This is a genomic window from Streptomyces sp. CB02056, assembly GCF_001905545.1.
Classification (GTDB): Bacteria; Actinomycetota; Actinomycetes; order Streptomycetales; family Streptomycetaceae; genus Kitasatospora.
Map to the genome: position 1 here is coordinate 379,833 of NZ_LIPD01000009.1, position 19,519 is coordinate 399,351.

Consider the following 19,519-nt stretch of genomic DNA (forward strand, 5'->3'; position numbering starts at 1 on the left):
CACTCGGGTGGTTCTGGGACCCCGAGGGCATTCAGCCAGGTCAAGGGCAGTAAAGTTAGGCTAACCTAACTTCCCCTGGGGGTTTCTCGTGTCGCTCGCTGCCGTACCCGTCCAGGCCGCCTCCGGAGCCCCGGCCGCCGGTGAAGCCATCCTGCGCCGTCAGCGCGTCCGCGAGTCCGCAGCCAGAACCTACGCCCGCTCCTTCCCGATCGTCCCGGTCCGCGCCCACGGCATGACCGTCGAGGGCGCCGACGGGCGGCGCTACCTGGACTGCCTCTCCGGCGCCGGCACGCTCGCCCTCGGCCACAACCACCCGGTGGTGCTGGAGGCGATCCGCCGCACCCTCGACAGCGGCGCCCCGCTGCACCTGCTCGACCTCGCCACCGCCGAGAAGGACGACTTCACCAGCGCGCTCTTCGAGAGCCTGCCCGCGGAGTTCGCCGCCCGCGCCCGGGTGCACTTCTGCGGACCGGCCGGGACGGACGCCGTCGAGGCCGCGCTCAAGCTGATGCAGACCGCCACCGGCCGCTCCGGCGCGCTCGCCTTCACCGGCGCCTACCACGGCATGACCGCCGGGGCCCTCGCGCTCACCGGCAACGTCGCGGTCAAGGAGCCGCTGCCGAGCGGCGGCGAGGTCGCCCGGCTGCCCTACCCGTACGGCTACCGCTGCCCGTTCGGGGTCGGTGGCGAGGCGGGCGCGGACCTCGCCGCGACCTACGTGGAGCGGCTGCTGGACGACCCCTCGGGCGGTGTGGTCGCGCCCGCCGCGATGATCCTGGAAGCCGTCCAGGGCGAGGGCGGGGTCGTCCCCGCGCCCGACGGCTGGCTGCGCGCGATGCGCCGGATCACCGCCGAGCGCGGCATCCCGCTGATCGTCGACGAGGTGCAGACCGGAGTCGGCCGCACCGGCGCGATGTGGGCGATCGAGCACAGCGGCATCGTCCCGGACGCGATGGTCCTCTCCAAGGCCATCGGCGGCAGCCTGCCGCTCGCCGTCGTCGTCTACCGCGAGGACTACGACGGCTGGCGGCCCGGCGCCCACACCGGCACCTTCCGCGGCAACACCCTCGCCATGGCCGCCGGGGCCGCGACGCTGCGCCACGTCGCGGCGAACGGGCTGGTCGAGCGGGCCGCCGTCGTCGGCGAGCGGATGGCGGCCCGGCTGCGCGAACTCGCGGCCGAACTGCCGGTGATCGGCGACGTGCGCGGCCGGGGGCTGATGCTCGGGGTCGAACTGGTCGACCCGGCGGCCGAGCCCGACGCGTGCGGCGCCCGGCCGGCCGACCCGGCGCTCGCGGTGCGGGTCCGGGAGGCGTGCCTGGCGCGGGGGCTGATCGTCGAGCTCGGCGGGCGCCACGACGCGGTGCTGCGACTGCTCCCGCCGCTCACCATCACCGACGAGCAGGTGGCGGCGGTGCTGGAGCGGCTGGCGGAGGCGATCGCGGCGGCGTCCACGGGCGGGCCGACGGGTGGTTCGGCGAGTGGTTCGGCGGGCGCGCCGACGGTGCGGGGCAACCGGTGAGCGGGCCCGGATCCGGCCCCGTCGGGCTCCCCCGGGACGGCGCCGCCACCGACGCCCTGGCGGGCGGCGCGGCCGGTCCTGGCGCGCTCGGACCGCTGCTGGCCACCGTCCTCGACTCCCTGGAGACGGGCGCCGCCATGCGCTCCGGACCGGTGCCGGCGGGCAGCCCGGCCGAGATCGCCGCACTCGTCGACGAGGCCCTGGCCACCGACGACGGACCAGGCGCCCTCGCCCGGCTCACCCAACTGCTCGCCTACGGCGCCGCCGACCCCGCCGACCCGGCCTGCGCCGCGCACCTGCACTGCCCGCCGCTGGCCGTCGCCGCCGCGGCGGACCTCGCGGTCAGCGCCCTCAACCCCTCCCAGGACTCCTGGGACCAGGCCCCCGCCGCCACCGCCCTGGAGAGCACGCTGCTCGCCGAGATCGCCGGGCTCGTCGGCTACGACCCGCAGCGCGCCGCCGGCGTCCTCACCTCCGGCGGCACCGAGTCCAACCTCATGGGGCTCATGCTGGCGCGCGACCAGAAGCTCGACGGCATCGTGGAGCTGGACGGCATCCCGGCCGGCGTCCGGCCCTGCATCCTCGCCTCCGAGGCCGCGCACTTCTCCGTCCAGCGCGCCGCCGCCCTGCTCGGCCTCGGCGAGCGGGCCGTCATCCCCGTCGCGGTCGACCGCGGGCTGCGGATGCGGGAGGACGAACTGGAACGGGCGATGGCCGAGGCCAGCTGGGCCGGACGGACCCCGATCGCCGTGGTCGCCACCGCGGGCACCACCGACACCGGAGCCGTCGACCCGCTCTCCGCCGCCGCCGACCTCGCCGGACGCTACGGCGCCTGGCTGCACGTGGACGCCGCGTACGGCGGCGGGGCGCTGCTCTCCGACCGGCTCGCCCCGCTGCTCGACGGCATCGCCCGCGCCGACTCGGTCTCCCTCGACTGGCACAAGCTCGGCTGGCAGCCGGCCGCGGCCGGGGTCTTCCTGGTGCGCCGCGCCGAGACCTACGTCTCGCTCGCCCGCCGCGCCGAGTACCTCAACCCGGTTGACGACGAGCAGGCCGGCTACCCCAGCCTGCTCGGCCGCTCGCTGCGCACCACCCGCCGGGCCGACGCCTTCAAGCTCGCCGTCACCCTGCGCACCCTCGGCCGCGACGGACTCGGCCGGCTGGTCGACTCCTGCCACGACCTCGCGCTCGCCGCGGCCGACGCCGTGCGCGCGGACCCGGCGCTCGAGCTCTACGCCGAGCCGGTGCTCACCGCCGTCCTCTTCCGCTACCGGCCGCCCGGTGTGACGGACGAGGCCGCGCTGGACGAGGTGAACGGCCGGCTGCGGCGCCTGCTGCTGCGCACCGGCCGGGCGGTGGTCGGCCGCACAGAACTCCCGGGCGACGGTCCGGGCCGGGTCCGGTTGAAGCTCACACTGCTGAACCCCCACACCACGGTGGGGGAGGTCGGCGCGCTGGTGCGGGAGGTGGTGGGCGCCGGCCGCAAGGTGGCGGGCGAGCGGGCCGGGTAGGGCCGACGGGGGTTCCGCGGGGGCTCCGGGCGGGCAGGCCCCGGCGTCAGCCGGCGAGGAGGATCGACCGGGTGAGCTCCCAGGTCTCGGGGTCGGCGGCGACCAGGAGGCCGTCCTCGCAGCCGGGGGCCTCCGGGCGGTACGGGGTGCCGTCCGGGCGGGCGGAGACGCCGCCGGCCTCGGTGACCAGGAGGGAGCCCGGGGCGTGGTCCCAGGGGAGGGTGCGCCAGTAGAGGAGGAAGTCGAAGCGGCCGTCGACGACGTCCGGGTACTCGATCCCGGCGGCGTGCCGACCGGGGGAGATCTCGCCGAAGGCCGCGATGTTGTCCTGGAGCCGGCGGCGGTGCGCGGCGTCGAGGTAGCGGCTCTTCACCGAGCCGCGCAGCTTCGCGACGTCCTTCGGTGCCGGGGGGCGGGTCAGGCGCACGCCGTCGCGCCAGGCGCCGGAGCCCAGCTCGGCGCAGTAGGCGGTGGCGGTGGCGGGCTGCCAGATCCAGGAGGCGACGGTCCGGCCGGAGCGGACCAGGGAGCACATCACGGCGTACTCGGGTCTGCCGGCGACGAAGTTGGCGGTGCCGTCCACCGGGTCGACCAGCCAGGCGGCCGGCTCGTCGTGGAGGGCCAGGGCGAGCGACGGGTCGGCGGAGACCGCCTCCTCGCCGACCACGGGGACGGGCAGCAGTTCGTGCAGTCGACGGGCGATGATCGCCTCGGCCTCGCGGTCGGCGACCGTGACGATCTCGCCGGGGGCCTTCTCCATCACCTCGCCGGCGGCCAGCGCCCGGAAGCGCGGCTCCACCACCTCGGCCGACGCCTCGGCGAGTATCTCCGCCACCTTGTCCATCAGCACGTTCGCGCTCCCTTCGCTGCCTACCACTCTCCCACGAGCGGAGGAAGGGGGCGGCGGCGGTCCGGGGCGGTGGAACGGCTGACGGCCTACGGTTGATGGCCAACAGATAACAGCTGACAGATAACAGATAACAGATAACAGCTGACAGATTTCGAAATCTGTCAGCTGTTCGCTCCCGGCCGTCGACGGCCACTTCGGCGCGTCCACGCCCGCGGCCTTCGGGCCACTTCGACCGGCGGGACCGGTGAGCCGACCGGTGGAGTTGGGCATGGTCATCGAGTGCGGTGATGCGTTGTAAGGTGAGCCTCACCTTAATCGATCATGCGGAATCGATCTCGGGAGTGCCCATGGTTCCCGGAACACCCCTGCCCGTAGCACCCTGCGTGTCCTCCGCGCTGGTCGCCGACTACCGGCGGCTGAGGGAGCTCTGCCCGGTGCTGGAGCTGCGCCTGCTCGACGCCGCCGAGCCCGCCCCGGGCGCCGCCGACGACTGGCACTCCGGAGCCGAACTCGCCACCGACGAACGGGCGCTGGCCGCCGTCCTGGCGGGCGCGGAGGCCCGCATCGCCGACGAGCACGGCCGCGCTCCGCGACCGCACGTCACCGCCTCCCGGCTGCTCCACCACTACGTCTGGTCGGCCTGCCTGCTGATCGCCGGCCCCTGGCACCTCGCCCGCCGGGTCCCGATCGTCGACCCGGCCGACCTCTGGCTGCACGCCCCCACCGGCGCGCTCGCCCTGCGCCCGCGCGGGTACGTCACCCTCCCCGGCGACGACGAACTGCGCGCCGAGCTGCGGGCCGCCGTGGTCGCGCACCTCGGACCGGTGCTCGCCGCGTTCGCCGGTCCCACCCGGCGCCGCGACCGGGCGCTCTGGGGCATGGTGACGGACGATCTGGCCTCCGCCCTCTGGTACCTGGGGCGGATGCTCGGCGAGGAGGGTGCCGCCGTCGCCGCCGCAGGGGAGGGCGCCGCCGTCGCGGTCGCCGAGGAGGACGCCGTCGCCGCCGCCGAGGCCGTCCTGCCCGGCGGCACCCTGCCGCTCCCCGGCGGCGCCGACTTCCGGCGCCTGCACACCCCCGACGGGCGCGCCCACCACACCCGCACCCGGCTCGCCTGCTGCCTCTACTACGCGGTCGGGCCCGCGGCCACCGCCTGTCTGACCTGCCCGAGGACCTCCGACGAGGAGCGGCTGCGGCGGCTCTGACGGTCCGTCCACAGTCGGGCCGCGCAGCCTGGTTCGCTGTCAGTGGCATCGGCTATGGTCGCCGACATGATCGATTCCACCACGCGGGTCCGGATCGCCCGCCCCTCGCGCGACATCGCGGCGGCCGAGCGCTTCTACGTCGACGCCCTCGGCCTCGCCGTGCAGTGGCGCAGCACCGAGCGGGTGTCCGGCGAGCACGACCTGCTGATGGTCGGCCCGCCCGGCGGCAGTTGGCACTTCGAGCTGACGCACGACCCGGAGCGGCCGCTGGAGCCCACCCCGACGGTGGACGACCTGTTCGTCGTCTACCTCGGCGCCCCGGTGGACGAGGCACTGGTCGCCCGGCTGGAGGAGGCCGGCGGCACCCGGGTCGCGTCCCACAACCCGTACTGGGACGAGCACGGCGTGACGATAGCCGACCCGGACGGCTACCGGCTGGTGCTCTGCTCCCGCACCTGGGGGGCCTGAGCCCCCGGCTCCCGGGGCGCCCGGCCGGCCGTACCCGTTCCGATCCCCTCGCGCTCCGCGGGGCCGGGCGTACGTCCTCCGGCCCCGCCGGGCAGCACCGCCACGCCCCGGTCCAGGTCCACGCCGAAGTGCGGCGGAGCTCCGGCCTGTTCGTCGTCCCGGAGCACGAGCTGCTCCCGCTTCTGCTCGACCTGCACCTGCTTGCCCGGGCTGAACAGCGCGTGCAGCTCCTCCAGCCCGCCGGCACCCGTCCCCACCCCGGGCCCGCGCCGCCGCGGCCGCGACGAGGACTCCCCCTGGACCTGCCACACCGCCAGCAGCACCAGCCCCAGCACCGCCGCGACCGTCGCCGCCACACCCACGATCCACCCCATGCCCGCTCAACGCGCTCACGGGGCCACGGCGTTCCCCCCGGGTGCACACGTGGGCGCGCCGCGGGTACGTCGCGGGTTCGACGCGGCCGCACTGTGGCGTAAAGCGCACGGGCGGGCGGCGGGTCCACCGGATACGCTGCCGGACGAATCGGAAGGAGCACCCTCACCATGCTCGTGCGCGGAACCCTCGTGGACATCCCGACGGCGGACGGCACCGCCGACGCCTACCTCGCCCACCCCGACGACGGCCGGGCCCACCCGGGCGTCATCCTCTTCACGGACGCCTTCGGCCTCCGGCCGCACGTGGAGGGCATGGCCGACCGGCTGGCCGCGGCCGGGTACGCCGTACTCGCCCCCAACCTCTTCTACCGCGCCGGCCGCGCGCCGGTCTTCGACCTGCCGGAGCGCATCGACCTGGAGCAGGCCGACGAACTCTTCGGCCGGATCTTCCCGCTGATCGAAACGCTCACCCCGGACGCGAACTCCCGCGACGCGGACGCGTACCTGCGCTGGCTCGCCGAGTCCCCGCTGGTCCAGGACGGCCCGGTCGGCCTGACCGGCTACTGCTTCGGGGCCATGCTGGCGCTGCGCGCCGCCGCCAGCCACCCGGACCGGATCGCCGTCGCGGCCGGTTTCCACGGCGGCAGGCTCGCCACCGACAGCCCGGACAGCCCGCACCTGGGCGCCGACCGGATCACCGCGGAGCTGTACTTCGGCCACGCGGACGAGGACCCGTCGCTGCCGCCCGAGCAGATCGACCGGCTCGCCGCGGCCCTCACCGCCGCCGGTGTCCGGTACCGGGCGGAGGTCTACGCCGGCGCCCCGCACGGCTACACCCAGGCCGACACCAACCGCTACGACGCGGTGGCGGCCGAGCGGCACTGGGAGGCGCTGCTCGGGCTGCTGAAGCGGGCCCTGCCTGCCTGAGGGGCCGTCGGAGAACTGTCCGGGGCCGGTCTGATGATTGCCTGAGACCGGTCCCGGACAGGTCTGAGGACTGCCCGAGGCCGCTCGCAGGCCGGTCGGAACCAGGCCCGGGGGTACGGGGCCGAACGAGGGATCCAGGGGGACGGCACATGAACACCAGTCAGGGCACGCGGGGAAAGCCCGCCGGGCCGGGTCTGCGGAGCGTCCAGGAGGCCGTCGCCCGGGCGCTCGGCGAGCACCTGCCCGGCGGCGTGCGCACCGGCGAACTGGACCGGGATGGACGGGCGTTGCGCTGGGTGGAGGCCGGCCGGGGCGGCGCCGTGCCGGTGGTCCTGATCGCGGGCGCCGGGACGTCGGCGCTCACCTGGTCGGCCGTCCTGCCCGAACTCGCCCGGTACGGGAGGGTCGTGGCGTACGACCGGGCCGGGCTGGGGGCCAGCGAGCCCGAGCGGTCCACCGCCCCGACGCTGAACGGCCAGCTCGCCGATCTGGCCGCTCTCGTGCGGCACCTGGACGCGGGCCCGGCCCTCCTGGTCGGGCACAGCTGGGGCGGCCAGCTGTCCCAACTCCTCGCCTGGCAGCGGCCGGAGCTGGTGGCCGGGCAGGTGCTCGTGGACCCGGCGCACGAGGAGTTCCAGCCGCGGTCCATCCAGGTCGCCGAGGCCGTGCTGAACCGGCTCTGGCTGTACCGGCTCCGGCTGTACCGGACGGCGCTGTCGCCGACCTCGCCCGAACCGGAGGAGCCGCTCGCCCGGGCCGAGGCGGCCGTGATCGCGCACCGGCACCAGCGGCGTGCCCTCCTCGCCGAACTGGGGCTGACCGCCGCCGCCGTCCCCGAGATCCGTCGTCGCCGCGCCGGGGCTCCGCCGACCGAGGCGCCGCTGGTCGTCCTGAGCGCGACCCGGGGGCTGCCCAGGGCGATGCGCGTCCGCTGGACCGCCCTCCAGGCGGGTGTCGCGAGGAGCGCCGTCCGGGGGACGCACGGCACGGTGCTCGGCGCCGGTCACGCCATCCAGGCCGACCGGCCCCAGGCGGTCGTCTCGGCCGTCCGGGAAGTCGCGGACCGTGCTCGATATTTCCTCAAGGACTGACAACTCGTGCCCAATTCCTTTTCGGACCTGCACGACTGAGTCCACGACGCCCTCTGGCACACTGTGTGCCGACGACCCGCGGGGGTGGGGTCATGACACGGGGGAGCAGGGGTATGAGCGGCGCGGGCACCGTGCTCGGCGGGCGGTACGAGCTGGTCGAGAAGATCGGCGGCGGCGCCATGGGCTCGGTCTGGAAGGCCGAGGACACCGTGCTGGCGCGAAGGGTCGCGGTCAAGATCCTGCGCTCGGAGCTGTTGGAGGACGACACCTCCGCCCAGCGCTTCCGCCGCGAGGCCCAGCTGGTCGCCGCGGTCGACCACCCCGGTGTGGTGGGCGTCCACGACTACGGCGAGAGCGGCGGGGACGGCGAGGAGCGCTGCGCCTACATCGTCATGGAGCTGATCGACGGCCGTCCGCTGGACCGGGTGCTCAAGGACACCGGACCGATGGGCGTCGAGCGCACCCTCGACCTGGTGGCCGGAGCCCTGGACGCGCTGCACGCCGCGCACCAGCGGGAGATCGTCCACCGGGACATCAAGCCGTCCAACCTGATGGTGCGTTCGGACGGCCGGGTGGCCATCACCGACTTCGGCATCGCCCGGGCGCTCGCCAGCACCAAGCTCACCGCCCCGTTCGCGATCATCGGCACCGCGCTCTACATGTCCCCGGAGCAGGCCGAGGGCGTGAACCTCGGACCGGCCACCGACCTGTACTCGATCGGCGTGGTCTGCTACGAACTGCTGGTCGGCGAGCCGCCGTACTCCGGTGACGGGCCGCTCCAGATCGCGCTCAAGCACGTCAACCAGCCGGTGCCGGAACTGCCGGACACCTTTCCGGCGCCGGTACGGGCACTGGTCGCCCGGGCGCTCGCCAAGAAGCCCGAGGAGCGGTACGCGGACGCGGCGGAGATGGCGAGGGCGGTCCGGGCGGCGCTCGCGGGGGAGGGCTTCGCCGGCGGCGGGCAGACGCCGGGGAAGACCGGCGCGGCCGACAGCGGGACCCTCCCGCTCCGGCCCGGTGCGGGCCCGGCCGCCGAGGGCGGTGCCGCGGAGCCCGCGAAGGACGGTGCCGCGGAGCCCGCGAAGGACGGTGCGGCGGGGCCGGCCCAGGGCGGCGCGGCCGTGGCGCTGGTCAAGGGCGGGGCGGTGGTGGTGCCCGCCGCGGGCGGCGCCCCGGCACCGGACGAGGTGGCGAAGGTGGAGCCGCAGGCGCAGACCGAACCCGGTCGGCGGCGGTCCCGGCGCACCCTGCTGGTGCCCGTCGTCATCCCCGTGGTCATCTCGATGGGCACGGCGACCGTCCTGCTGGTCGACCGCGGGGCCGGCGGCACCGACGCGGCCCAGTCGCCCGGCGCCCAGCCGACCGTGGTGGTCACCGCCCCCGTGACCCCGGGCACCGCCACCTCGGCACCCGCGACCACCACCGCGCCGACCACCCCGGCGCCGACCGACACCCCGGCGGCCACCCCGGGCCCCGACCAGCCGGCGCCCGGCGCCGCCCAGAACCAGCCGCAGGTCCCCGTCCCCCCGGTTCCGGCCACCGGTGGTCAGGGCGGCAGCGGCGGTTCGGGCGCCTCTGCCGGTTCGGGTGGCGCCCGGACCGGTGGTACGGGCGCGGCCGCCGGCGGGGCGTCGTCGGCCGGTCAGGGGAGCCAGCCCGGCGGCGGCAACCCGCCCAACCCGCCCGCCAACCAGAACCCTCAGCCTCCGGCCCAGAGCGCCAACGGCGGGACCACCAGCGTCCCGCAGAGCCCGCCCCGGCCCGCGTCCTGCGGCGGCACCAGCTGGAGCACCATCGTCAGCGCGAAGGACGGCCGCGCGATCGGGATGCGCGACGACAACCTGAACGGCGACAACCCGATCGTCGTCGGCGGTCACGCGCAGTACGGCTGGGTGCGCTCGACCAACCCCGGCATGTGGATCCTGTTCAACGCCTGCAACAACGGCGGCCCGCAGCTGGTCCAGACGATGGACGGGAAGGTCGTGCTGAGCAACGGCCTCAGCTTCCTCACCAACTGGACTATGCACAGTGGCAGTTCGGCCGGCTCGTACACGCTGGGCGACTACCAGAACCGGTCCTGCATGACCAACAACGGCCCCGGCAGCGCCGTCACCATGGTCTCCTGCACCCCCGGCAACGCCGCCCAGGAGTGGCGGCTGCAGTAGGGGCCCGCCCGAGGCATGAGAATTCGCGGCGCGGGGTGCGCGAGCGGCCTGTGAGGCTGCCGGTGACCACCACCACCGCCCCGTGAAAGAGGAGCCGTGGGCCCCAGTGCCGCCGTGCCGTCGCTTCCTTCTGTCGCCGTCCCCCAACTCGCGCACAGGGAGGTGGCCCTGCGGTCCGGGCGGTGACGGTGCCGGTCGGCTGACTAGCAGACGACCTCCCGGTGTTCAAGGTGGTCCGGGTGGCGGGACCTCGCCACCGGCGTGTCAAGGAACCGTATGGAGTCTTCTACACACATGTAAAAGTCGATCGACGGCCGGCCGGGCCCGCTCGTCGGGTCGGCGTGCGGCGGGCGGCGGGTGGATTCCCGTAGGTGCAGGCGACCGGGCGTCGTTCGGGTCGGAGCCCTTGGCGGGATGTGGCGAATTGCCCGGGTTCGTCTGCTGATTGGAGGCTCTTTACCCGATGGCGGGACCTGGCCAATTGCTGAGCAAGACCTGTCAATTCACCTGCTGGATTGTCATGCTTCTGGTCATCCCCCAGCGGTAGCCCCACCCCCACCCATCGGTGGCGAACCGCTCGACTGCACGGGGTTCCCGCACGTCAGTGCCCGTCCCGCCCCACAGGTGCCGACCCGGCCCCCCGGGACGCGGTGCGACCGCGCCCAGACGCGGATTCCCGGAAGGACTCGTACGTGAAGCGTAAGCTCGCGGCCGTCGCCGTACTCTCGGCCACGGCCCTGTTGACCGGTGTGATCCAGGTGAGCACCGCCGCCCAGGCCGCTCCCACCCCCTCGCTGCAGGCCCAGGCCGCCCAGCAGCACGCGACCGCGCTCAAGCTGGCGGCCGGTCAGGCCGGCCCGCTGGCCAAGGCGCTCAAGCTCGGCGACAAGGAGCAGCTGGTCGCCAAGGACGCCGCGGTGGACAAGGACGGCACCCGCCACCTGCGCTTCGAGCGCACCTACGCCGGCCTGCCGGTGATCGGTGGCGACCTGGTCGTCCACCAGAAGGCCGACGGCTCGGTGAAGTCGGTCGACAAGGCGGTCTCCGCCCGGATCGCGTTGCCGAACACGACCCCGAAGATCGCCGCCGACCAGGCCGCCACGCAGGTCACCGCGGGGGTCAAGGCCACCATCGGGGCGCGCGCCGACGCCGACGAGTCGCCGCTCACCGAGGTCCACCAGGCCGGCAAGGCCGAGCTGGTGGTCTGGGCCACCGACGGCAACCCGCGCCTGGCGTACCGCACCACGGTCGAGGGCCAGCGCGCCGACGGCACCCCGAGCCGCCAGATCCTGGTGACCGACGCGGCCGACGGCCGGGTCCTCGCCACTCACGAGACGATCGAGACCGCGGCCGGCACGGGCAACGGCATCTTCGTCGGCCAGGTCCCGCTGGCCACCACCCAGAGCGGATCGAACTACCAGCTGAAGGACGCCGGTCGCGGCGGCCAGTCCACCAGCGACCTCAACAACGGCACCGACGGCACCGGCTCGCTGTTCGCCAACACCAGCAACAGCTTCGGTGACGGCACCGTCAACAACCGCGAATCCGCCGCCGTGGACGCCCAGTTCGGTGCCGCCACCACCTGGGACTTCTACAAGAGCACCTTCGGCCGCAACGGCATCCGCAACGACGGCGTCGGCGCCCTGAGCCGGGTGCACTACGGCTCCAACTACGTCAACGCCTTCTGGGACGACAGCTGCTTCTGCATGTCGTACGGCGACGGCAGCAACAACACCGCACCGCTCACCGAGATCGACGTGGCCGGCCACGAGATGAGCCACGGCGTGACCGCGGCCACCGCGAACCTCAACTACGCGGGCGAGTCCGGCGGCCTCAACGAGGCCACCTCGGACATCATGGGCACGATGGTCGAGTGGTACGCCAACCTGCCCTCCAACCCGCCGAACTACTGGATCGGCGAGCTGATCAACCTCAACGGCAACGGCACCCCGCTGCGGTACATGGACCAGCCGAGCAAGGACGGCGGCTCGGCGGACTACTGGGACGCGAACGTCGGCAACCTGGACGTGCACTACTCGTCCGGGGTGGCGAACCACTTCTTCTACCTGCTGTCCGAGGGCAGCGGCGCGAAGACGATCAACGGGTTCAGCTACAACAGCCCGACGTACGACAACTCCACGCTCGCGGGCATCGGCCGGGACAAGGCCGCGCAGATCTGGTACCGCGCGCTGACCACGTACTTCACCTCCACCACCGACTACGCGGGCGCCCGTGCGGGCACCCTCAGCGCGGCGGCGGACCTGTACGGGTCGGGCAGCGCGGAGTACAACGCGGTCGCCGCCACCTGGACGGCCGTCAACGTCAACTGACCAGGCTCCGGGGAGACTTCGGGCATGAGTCCAGCCCGGAGCTGAACCGGGCCCGGGCCTGAACCCATCAGGCCCGGGCCCGGGGAGGTGTGGAGGGCCCCGCCGGGCCGTGGGTGCCGGCCGGCGGGGGAGTACGGCGGGGGCGACGGTGAGCGGACCACCGTCGCCCCCGCTGTGTGACGCCTGACGATACGTCAATTTTCCTTTCCGTGCAGCTTCCGTGGCGATTCGTGGCGCACGCGAGGGTGGACAGCAGGGCGCGGGGCCCTGGTAGCACCTCCGGCGGGCCCCCGTACACCCAGAAAACTCGACCATCGCGGCGGTAGTGGACAACCCCCGGGAACGGCAGTGCACTTGGTTCCGGGGCGAACCTCCGGATCCGTAGCGTCCTCGGCATGACGCTACTGACACGAACCCCGCCGAGCGCCGTCCGACGGCGCGGCCTGTTGGTCTACCTGGTGCTCGCCTACGCCGGGATGTGGGCGGCGATGACCCCGCTGCTCGCCGAGGGCTACCAGCGCACCGACGCCCGGGAGGGGGTCGGCGCGCTGGAGCAGATCTGCATCGCGGCCGCCATGCTGGCCCCGGCGCTGGCGGCGCTGCTGGTGGTCCGCCTCGTCGAGCGGGGCGGCGGGGTACGGGAGGCGCTGGCACTGCGCTGGCCGCGGCCCCGGGCCCGCGCGGTCCGGGCCTGCCTGCTGCCGCTCGGGGTGCTCGGCGGGCTGACGGCCGCGACGCTGGCACTCGGCGCGCTGGCGGGCAGCTACCCGTTCGCCGGCTTCGGCTCGCTGGACGCGGGGCGGATCGGAACGTGGGCGGTCCAGGGCCTGATCGGGATGGTGCTCTCGCTGCCGCTGTTCTTCGGCGAGGAGATCGGCTGGCAGGGCTTCCTCTTCCCCCGGCTGCTGCTGCTCGGCCGGCGAGAGGGCGGGGGTGAGGGCGCCGGTGGCAGGGTGGTGCTGGTCCGGGCCTACCTGCTCGCGGGGACGGCCTTCGCGCTCTGGCACCTGCCGACGCTGCTGATGGGCGGCCAGTACCCGGGACGGCCGTGGTACCTGGCGGTGCCCGCGCTGACGGTCAGCTGTGTGCTCGTCCTGCCGGTCTTCACCTGGCTGAGGCTGCGCTCGGGGTCGGTGGTCCCGGCGGTGCTGGCGCACGCCTTCACGAGCAGCATGAGCGTGTCGATGGTCCGGGAGTTCGCGGACCCGGACGCCGAGCTGGACCCGCTCACGATGTCGCTGGCGGGCTGGCCCGGCTGGGCCGTCCTCGGCGGGTTCGTGGCCTTCCTCGCCTTCACCGGGCGACTGCGGCCGGGCCGGTACGGGCAGGGGTGACGCGTGCCGTGGCGGGCGGCGGATGACGGGTGACGGATGTCAGATAACAGATGACAGATTTCATCATCTGTTATCTGAAAGCTGTTAGCTGTCGGCTGTTCGCTGTCACCCGTCGTCCGTCACCCGCCCGCCGGTGCCATGTCCTTGCGGATCTCGTCCAGGATCAGCCCGGCCCCGGTGTAGCCGATGCCGAGCATCCACAGGTTGTCGTCCACCCGGAACACCCGCCCGTTGCGCACGGCGTCCAGGTTCTTCCAGAGCGCCCCCTCGGTGATCTTCCCCTGGTCGGACTTGGCCGCGTCCCCGTACACCGCGTAGAAGATGACGTCGGCCGCGGCCTGGTCCACCTGTTCGGGGCTGATCTCCATCGAGAAACCGGGCTTGTCCTGGTTGGCGGGCCGCCCGAGCCCCAGATCCTTGAACAGCGAGCCGACGAAGGTGTCGTTCAGGTAGAGCCTGGTCGGCGCACCCGCCAGGAAGCGGGCCATCTCGACCCGGGTGGCCGCCGCCCTGGCCGGTCCGCCGAGCGCGGAGACCAGGTCCCGCAGCTTCGCCCGGTACGCCGCGTCCGCCGCGTCGGCCTCGGCCTGCCGGCCCAGCGCCTCGGCGTGCAGCCGGACGTTCTCCTTCCAGGTCGGTCCGGTGGTCTTGGAGAGCACCGTCGGCGCGATCTTCGACAGTTCGTCGTACCGCTTGTCGTCGCGGACCTGGTTGCTCAGGATGAGGTCCGGCCGCAGTGCCGCGATCGTCTCCAGGCTGGGCTGGCCGATGGCCCCGACGGGCTTCGTCCCGGACAGCCGCTGGGCGGGCAGGTAGGCGGGGAACGGGGCGCCCGCGGTGACGGTGGTGGCGCCGACCGGGCTGAGGCCGAGGGTGACCACCGAGTCCAGCGCGTCGGTGTCCAGGGCCACCACCCGGTTCGCCCGGGCCGGCACGGTGCTCTCGCCGCGCGCGTGCCGGACCGTCCGGGTGCCGCCGGAGCCGGCCGAACCACCACCGGACGAACCGGAGTCGGACGAACCGGAGCCCGACGAACCACCACCGGACGAACCGCCGCCCGGCGCCGGGGAGTCGGACCCGCACGCGGCGAGCACGAGCCCCGGGGCGAGCCCGGCGGCGAGGCCGAGAGCGGCGCGGCGGTTGAGCGGTTGGGCCATCGGCGGCACCTCCAACGTACGGGCAGGGCGCGGGAATCCCTGCCCGCGCAGCAGCCCGGTTACGCCTCGGAACCGTTCTCCCGTCGCTGGCGCAGGAGTTCGAGGTACTCGACGTGCACCCGCCGGTCCATGGCGAGGGCGAACTGGGCGTCCGCGACCGTGCGCGCCAGCGGCCGAACCCGCAGGATGCGCTCGGTGAGCCGGGCCGCCTCGCCGGGCGGCAGCGGCGTGTCGGCGGCCAGCGCGCTGAGCAGGTGCTCGCCGACCACCTCGATGAAGATCTCAGCGATGGCGTCCACGTGCTCCCGGGTGCGCCGACTGGCGTCCAGCACCGCCGAGAGCGGCACCCCCTCCGCCACCAGCTCGGTGGTGGCGTCCATCAGCCGGCGGCTGACGTGGGTGATGCCGTCCTCCTCGACGGTGATGTAGCCCTGGGCGATCGACTCGGCGGTGTTCTCCTCGGTCAGCTGGTCGCCGAAGGCGGTCTTGAGCTCGTCCCAGTCCAGGCGCACCGGGGTCTCGTCGGACCACGGTGCGACGATCGCCGCCTCCAGCCCGATCAGCTCGGCGACGTCCCGCCCGCTCTCGCCGGCGCCGATCAGCTCGGCGATGCCGCCCAGGGTGTGGCCGCGTTCGAGCAGTTCGCCGATCATCCGCAGCCGGGCCAGGTGCTCCTCGCCGTACCAGGCGATGCGGCCCTCCTTGCGGGGCGGCTGAAGCAGTTTGCGCTCGCGGTAGAAGCGCAGGGTGCGGGTGGTGATGCCGGCGGCCTCGGCCAGTTCCTCCACCCGGTACTCGCGTCTTCTGTCGCCCGCAGCAGCTCTGACCTTGTCCACGGCGATCAGCATAGGTCCGTCGGCTCGGAAGGCTCCCCGAACCGGAGCGGTCGCGCTTCTTCCATCCGGTGTCAGCAAGGGCTACCCTGCCAACCATGCCAGTGATTACTGGCGCGATTGGCGGGGTTCCGGAGGCGGACCCCGGGAGGATCCGGAGACGGGCCCCAGGAGGTTCCGGGGCACGCTCGCCGGGAGAGCGCGACGATCACCGTCCCACCCTCAGGAGGTTGCCGCATGGCATCCAGCAGCAAGCGCCCCCGCTCCGGCGCGTCCGCAGTGACCGACACCATCGCGGCGCAGGAGTCCGTCCCGCACGTCCGGGTGGCGGTGATCGGCTCCGGCTTCGGCGGACTCGGCGCCGCGGTCCGACTGCGCCGTGCCGGGATCACCGACTTCGTGGTCCTGGAGCGGGCGGACTCGGTCGGCGGCACCTGGCGCGACAACAGCTACCCCGGCTGCGCCTGCGACGTGCCCTCGCACCTCTACTCCTTCTCCTTCGCGCCCAACCCCGACTGGCCGCGCAGCTTCTCCGGCCAGCCGGACATCCGCGCCTACCTGGAGAAGGTCGCCACCGTCTTCGGCCTCCGCCCCCACCTGCGCTTCAACACCGAGGTGCTGGAAGCCCGTTGGGAGAGCGAGCAGACCCGCTGGCGGATCGCCACCTCGGCCGGCCAGTGGACGGCCGACGCCATCGTCTCCGCCGCCGGACCGCTCGCCGACCCGCAGATCCCCGACCTGCCCGGGCTGAGCTCCTTCCCCGGCAAGGTGTTCCACTCCTCCCGCTGGGATCACGACTTCGACCTGACCGGCAAGCGCGTCGCGATGGTCGGCACCGGCGCCTCCGCCGCGCAGATCATCCCGTCGATCCAGCCCAAGGTCGGCAGGCTGACGGTCTTCCAGCGCACCCCGGCCTGGGTGCTGCCGCGCCGCGACCGCGAGATCAGCCAGCTGGAGAAGTGGCTGCACGGCCGCCTGCCGGTCACCGCGAAGATCCGCCGCGGCACCCTGTTCGCCCTCCGCGAGCTCCAGGTGGACGCGTTCGTGCGCCGCCCCGGACTGCTGCGCCTGGTCCAGCAGCTCGCCGAACGCCACATCGCCCAGGGCGTCCCCGACCCGGCGCTGCGGGCCAGGCTCACCCCGGACTACCGGATCGGCTGCAAGCGCATCCTGCTCAGCAACACCTACTACCCGGCGCTCGCCGCGGCCAACACCGAGGTCGTCTCCTCCGGCCTGCGCGAACTGCGCGGCTCCACGCTGGTCGCTGCCGACGGCAGCGAGCACGAGGTGGACGCCATCGTCTTCGGCACCGGCTTCCACGTCACCGACATGCCCATCGGCGCCCGGGTGTTCGGCGCCAACGGGACCAGCCTGGCGGAGGAGTGGAAGGACGGCATGGAGGCGCTGCGCGGCTCGACCGTGCACGGCTTCCCGAACCTCTTCTTCGTCATCGGGCCCAACACCGGCCTCGGCAACAGCTCGATGATCCTGATGATCGAGTCCCAACTGAACTACATGATCGACGCGTTGACCACGCTCGGCTCGATCGGAGCCGCCGCGATGCAGCCCACCGCGCGCGCCCAGCGGCAGTGGAACCTCGAACTCCAGCACCGGATGGACCGCACCGTCTGGACCACCGGCGGCTGCCTCAGCTGGTACCTCGACCCGAGCGGCAGGAACACCGTGCTCTGGCCCGGCTCCACCACCTCGTTCCGCCGGGCCACCCGCAGGGTCGACCTGGGCGAGTACGAGCTGATCATGCGCGCCGCACCGGCGGCCGCCCGCACCGTCCAGGAGGTCTCCGCGTGAACGGCGTCCAGCTGCCCGAGGAGTACGAACCTCCCGTCCCCGTGGAGGAGTTGAGCGTACGGTCGGCGGACGGCATCCGGCTGCACGTCGAGGTGCACGGCCGGCTCGACGCGCCCACCGTGGTGCTCGCCCACGGCTGGACCTGCTCGACCGCCTTCTGGGCCCCGGTGATCCGCCTGCTGGCCGACCGCTACCGGGTGGTGGCCTACGACCAGCGCGGCCACGGGCGCAGCGAGATCCCGCCGAGCCGGGCCCGCTACTCGACCAGGGCGCTGGCCGAGGACCTGTCCGCCGTGCTCGCGCGGACCGTGCCGGCGGGCGAGCGGGCCGTGCTCGCCGGGCACAGCATGGGTGGGATGACGATCATGGCCGCCGGTGGCCGCCCCGAGGTCGCCGAGCGCACCGCCGCGGCCGTCCTGATCTCCACCGGGCCGGGTGACCTGGTGGCCGAACTCACCGTCCTGCCACCGGCCGTACGCGCCCGGGGCCTGCGACGCTTCCTGCACCGGCAGCTGCTGCGCTCCCGGATGCCGCTCGGACCGGTCTCGCCGGTCAGCCGGGCGGCGCTCAAGTACGCGACCATGGGCGCCGGTTCGCCCGCCGGCCAGGTCGAGGCGACGGCCCGGATCGTGCACGCCTGCCCGACCGCCGTCCGCGCCAACTGGGCCGCGGTGCTGGACCGGCTGGACGTCCACGCCGGGCTCGCCCGGATCGCCGCGCCCACGGCGGTGGTGGTCGGCACCGACGACCGGCTGACCCCGCCGGTGCACGCTCACCGGATGGTCGCCGAACTCCAGGACGCGCAGGGGCTGTTGCTGCTGCCCGGGGTCGGGCACATGTCGCCGCTGGAGCGCCCGGCGGAGGTCGCCGCGGAGATCCACCGGATGGCCTCCGGGTACCTGACGGCCGCGCCCGCCGGCGCCGTTCCCGCTTCCCTTCCCGCTTCCGCTTCCGCTTCCGCTTCCACCGACGAGAGGACCGCTGTCGCATGAACGCCATCCCGCCGTTGTCCGAGCAGGTCGTCGTCGTCACCGGGGCCGCGCGCGGCGTCGGCGCGTCGCTGGCACGCAAGCTCGCCCGGCGCGGGGCCAAGGTGGCCCTGCTGGGACTGGAGCCGGAGGAGCTGAAGGCCGTCGCCGCGCAGTGCGGCCCGTCCGCGACCAGCTGGGAGGTGGACGTCACCGACCTCGACGCGCTGGAGGACACCGCCCGGCGGATCAAGGAGCACTACGGGCGGGTCGACACCGTCGTCGCCAATGCCGGGATCGCCCTCGGCGGGCCGCTGGCCGACAGTGACCACCGGGCGTTCAGCCGGGTCATCGAGGTCAACCTGCTCGGCAGCGTGGCCACCGCCAGGGCCTTCCTGCCTGCGCTCGCCGAGAGCCGCGGGTACCTGCTCCAGATCGCCTCGCTCGCCGCGCTGACCCCCGCGCCGCTGATGAGCGCGTACTGCGCCAGCAAGTCCGGGGTGGAGGCCTTCGCCCACTCGATCCGCGCCGAGGTGGCCTACCAGGGGGTCAAGGTCGGTGTCGGGTACCTGAGTTGGACCGACACGGACATGGTGCGCGGGGCCGACGAGGACGCCGTGCTGAAGCAGATGCGCTCCCGGCTGCCGTGGCCGGCGAACAAGACGTATCCGCTGGAGCCCGCGGTGGACCGGATCGTCGCCGGGATCGCCCGCCGGTCCGCCCACGTCTACGCCCAGGCCTGGCTGCGCGGGATGCAGCCGGTCCGCTGGCTGCTGCCGAGCCTGATCGCGGTGGTCGGCTCCCGGGACGTGGCCCGGCTCGCCCCCCAGCTCGCCGCCACCGCCGCCACTCGCCTGCGCGCCGTCGGCGCCGGGGGCGCGGCGGACGACCGACGGCGGACAGTCGACAGCTGACGGATGACAGGCGACGGATAACAGCTGACAGCTGACAGATTTCGAAATCTGTCAGCTGTCA

16 protein-coding genes are annotated in these 19,519 nt (G+C 73.8%); 12 read left to right on the forward strand and 4 right to left on the reverse strand.

The features are described from left to right. Positions 1 to 88 precede the first annotated feature (88 nt). Positions 89 to 1,522, forward strand: a complete 1,434-nt coding sequence (locus AMK13_RS25720) for a diaminobutyrate--2-oxoglutarate transaminase (RefSeq protein WP_074004255.1) — start codon at positions 89 to 91, stop codon at positions 1,520 to 1,522. Beyond that, positions 1,519 to 3,033, forward strand: a complete 1,515-nt coding sequence (locus AMK13_RS25725) for a pyridoxal phosphate-dependent decarboxylase family protein (protein ID WP_234348391.1) — start codon at positions 1,519 to 1,521, stop codon at positions 3,031 to 3,033. The genes AMK13_RS25720 and AMK13_RS25725 overlap by 4 nt, the downstream gene beginning before the upstream one ends. 46 nt (positions 3,034 to 3,079) lie before the next feature. Here AMK13_RS25725 and AMK13_RS25730 read toward each other — a convergent pair whose 3' ends face one another. Then, complete coding sequence (locus tag AMK13_RS25730) at positions 3,080 to 3,877, reverse strand: inositol monophosphatase family protein (RefSeq protein ID WP_049651877.1); 798 nt, start codon at positions 3,875 to 3,877, stop codon at positions 3,080 to 3,082. A 353-nt stretch (positions 3,878 to 4,230) separates the two neighbouring features. On the opposite strand from AMK13_RS25730, the gene AMK13_RS25735 reads away from it, so the two are divergent. Then, positions 4,231 to 5,088 (forward strand): (2Fe-2S)-binding protein, encoded by an 858-nt coding sequence (locus AMK13_RS25735; protein WP_074004256.1) that lies wholly within the window; start codon positions 4,231 to 4,233, stop codon positions 5,086 to 5,088. A gap of 66 nt (positions 5,089 to 5,154) precedes the next feature. Beyond that, positions 5,155 to 5,556, forward strand: a complete 402-nt coding sequence (locus AMK13_RS25740) for a VOC family protein (protein ID WP_074004433.1) — start codon at positions 5,155 to 5,157, stop codon at positions 5,554 to 5,556. Here the strand turns inward: AMK13_RS25740 and AMK13_RS25745 are convergent. Continuing rightward, complete coding sequence (locus AMK13_RS25745; protein ID WP_074004257.1) at positions 5,517 to 5,930, reverse strand: DUF6191 domain-containing protein; 414 nt, start codon at positions 5,928 to 5,930, stop codon at positions 5,517 to 5,519. The genes AMK13_RS25740 and AMK13_RS25745 overlap by 40 nt on opposite strands. Positions 5,931 to 6,098: 168 nt before the next feature. Between AMK13_RS25745 and AMK13_RS25750 the strand changes: the two genes are divergently transcribed. The 5 genes from AMK13_RS25750 to AMK13_RS25770 all read left to right on the forward strand — a co-directional run bounded on the left by AMK13_RS25750 (position 6,099) and on the right by AMK13_RS25770 (position 13,777). Next, the gene (locus AMK13_RS25750; protein WP_074004258.1) at positions 6,099 to 6,857 is read left to right on the forward strand and encodes a dienelactone hydrolase family protein; all 759 of its coding nucleotides are present in this window, start codon (positions 6,099 to 6,101) and stop codon (positions 6,855 to 6,857) included. A gap of 149 nt (positions 6,858 to 7,006) precedes the next feature. Further along, positions 7,007 to 7,948: an alpha/beta fold hydrolase gene (locus AMK13_RS25755; protein WP_074004259.1), complete on the forward strand. Its 942-nt coding sequence runs from the start codon at positions 7,007 to 7,009 to the stop codon at positions 7,946 to 7,948. 113 nt (positions 7,949 to 8,061) lie between these two features. Beyond that, positions 8,062 to 10,113, forward strand: a complete 2,052-nt coding sequence (locus tag AMK13_RS25760; RefSeq protein ID WP_074004260.1) for a serine/threonine-protein kinase — start codon at positions 8,062 to 8,064, stop codon at positions 10,111 to 10,113. Between the two features lie 692 nt (positions 10,114 to 10,805). After that, entirely contained in the window at positions 10,806 to 12,443 is a 1,638-nt protein-coding gene (locus AMK13_RS25765; RefSeq protein WP_074004261.1) for a M4 family metallopeptidase, read from the forward strand. A 395-nt stretch (positions 12,444 to 12,838) separates the two neighbouring features. Further along, positions 12,839 to 13,777, forward strand: a complete 939-nt coding sequence (locus tag AMK13_RS25770) for a CPBP family intramembrane glutamic endopeptidase (protein WP_198959432.1) — start codon at positions 12,839 to 12,841, stop codon at positions 13,775 to 13,777. A gap of 119 nt (positions 13,778 to 13,896) precedes the next feature. Here the strand turns inward: AMK13_RS25770 and AMK13_RS25775 are convergent, their stop codons facing one another. Continuing rightward, on the reverse strand, positions 13,897 to 14,934 hold the full coding sequence (locus AMK13_RS25775; protein WP_074004262.1) for an ABC transporter substrate-binding protein: 1,038 nt from the start codon (positions 14,932 to 14,934) through the stop codon (positions 13,897 to 13,899). Between the two features lie 59 nt (positions 14,935 to 14,993). Then, entirely contained in the window at positions 14,994 to 15,782 is a 789-nt protein-coding gene (locus AMK13_RS25780) for a MerR family transcriptional regulator (RefSeq protein WP_074004263.1), read from the reverse strand. Positions 15,783 to 16,004: 222 nt separating this feature from the next. On the opposite strand from AMK13_RS25780, the gene AMK13_RS25785 reads away from it, so the two are divergent. Genes AMK13_RS25785 through AMK13_RS25795 form a run of 3 tightly spaced genes read left to right on the forward strand, consistent with a single transcriptional unit; the run spans position 16,005 to position 19,458 of the window. Further along, positions 16,005 to 17,576, forward strand: coding sequence for a flavin-containing monooxygenase (locus AMK13_RS25785; protein WP_079272449.1), 1,572 nt, complete (start codon positions 16,005 to 16,007; stop codon positions 17,574 to 17,576). Further along, on the forward strand, positions 17,573 to 18,568 hold the full coding sequence (locus AMK13_RS25790; RefSeq protein ID WP_074004264.1) for an alpha/beta fold hydrolase: 996 nt from the start codon (positions 17,573 to 17,575) through the stop codon (positions 18,566 to 18,568). The genes AMK13_RS25785 and AMK13_RS25790 overlap by 4 nt, the downstream gene beginning before the upstream one ends. Further along, positions 18,565 to 19,458 (forward strand): SDR family oxidoreductase, encoded by an 894-nt coding sequence (locus tag AMK13_RS25795; RefSeq protein WP_074004265.1) that lies wholly within the window; start codon positions 18,565 to 18,567, stop codon positions 19,456 to 19,458. Before AMK13_RS25790 ends, AMK13_RS25795 begins: the two co-directional genes overlap by 4 nt. Positions 19,459 to 19,519 lie beyond the last annotated feature (61 nt).

Coding starts and splice junctions, on each gene's coding strand:
- AMK13_RS25795 (WP_074004265.1), top strand. CDS start 18,565: ATGAACGCCATCCCGCCGTTGTCCGAGCAGGTCGTCGTCGTCACCGGG.
- AMK13_RS25785 (WP_079272449.1), top strand. CDS start 16,005: ATGGCATCCAGCAGCAAGCGCCCCCGCTCCGGCGCGTCCGCAGTGACC.
- AMK13_RS25775 (WP_074004262.1), bottom strand. CDS start 14,934: ATGGCCCAACCGCTCAACCGCCGCGCCGCTCTCGGCCTCGCCGCCGGG.
- AMK13_RS25760 (WP_074004260.1), top strand. CDS start 8,062: ATGAGCGGCGCGGGCACCGTGCTCGGCGGGCGGTACGAGCTGGTCGAG.
- AMK13_RS25740 (WP_074004433.1), top strand. CDS start 5,155: ATGATCGATTCCACCACGCGGGTCCGGATCGCCCGCCCCTCGCGCGAC.
- AMK13_RS25780 (WP_074004263.1), bottom strand. CDS start 15,782: ATGCTGATCGCCGTGGACAAGGTCAGAGCTGCTGCGGGCGACAGAAGA.
- AMK13_RS25735 (WP_074004256.1), top strand. CDS start 4,231: ATGGTTCCCGGAACACCCCTGCCCGTAGCACCCTGCGTGTCCTCCGCG.
- AMK13_RS25770 (WP_198959432.1), top strand. CDS start 12,839: ATGACGCTACTGACACGAACCCCGCCGAGCGCCGTCCGACGGCGCGGC.
- AMK13_RS25755 (WP_074004259.1), top strand. CDS start 7,007: ATGAACACCAGTCAGGGCACGCGGGGAAAGCCCGCCGGGCCGGGTCTG.
- AMK13_RS25745 (WP_074004257.1), bottom strand. CDS start 5,930: ATGGGGTGGATCGTGGGTGTGGCGGCGACGGTCGCGGCGGTGCTGGGG.
- AMK13_RS25750 (WP_074004258.1), top strand. CDS start 6,099: ATGCTCGTGCGCGGAACCCTCGTGGACATCCCGACGGCGGACGGCACC.
- AMK13_RS25730 (WP_049651877.1), bottom strand. CDS start 3,877: ATGGACAAGGTGGCGGAGATACTCGCCGAGGCGTCGGCCGAGGTGGTG.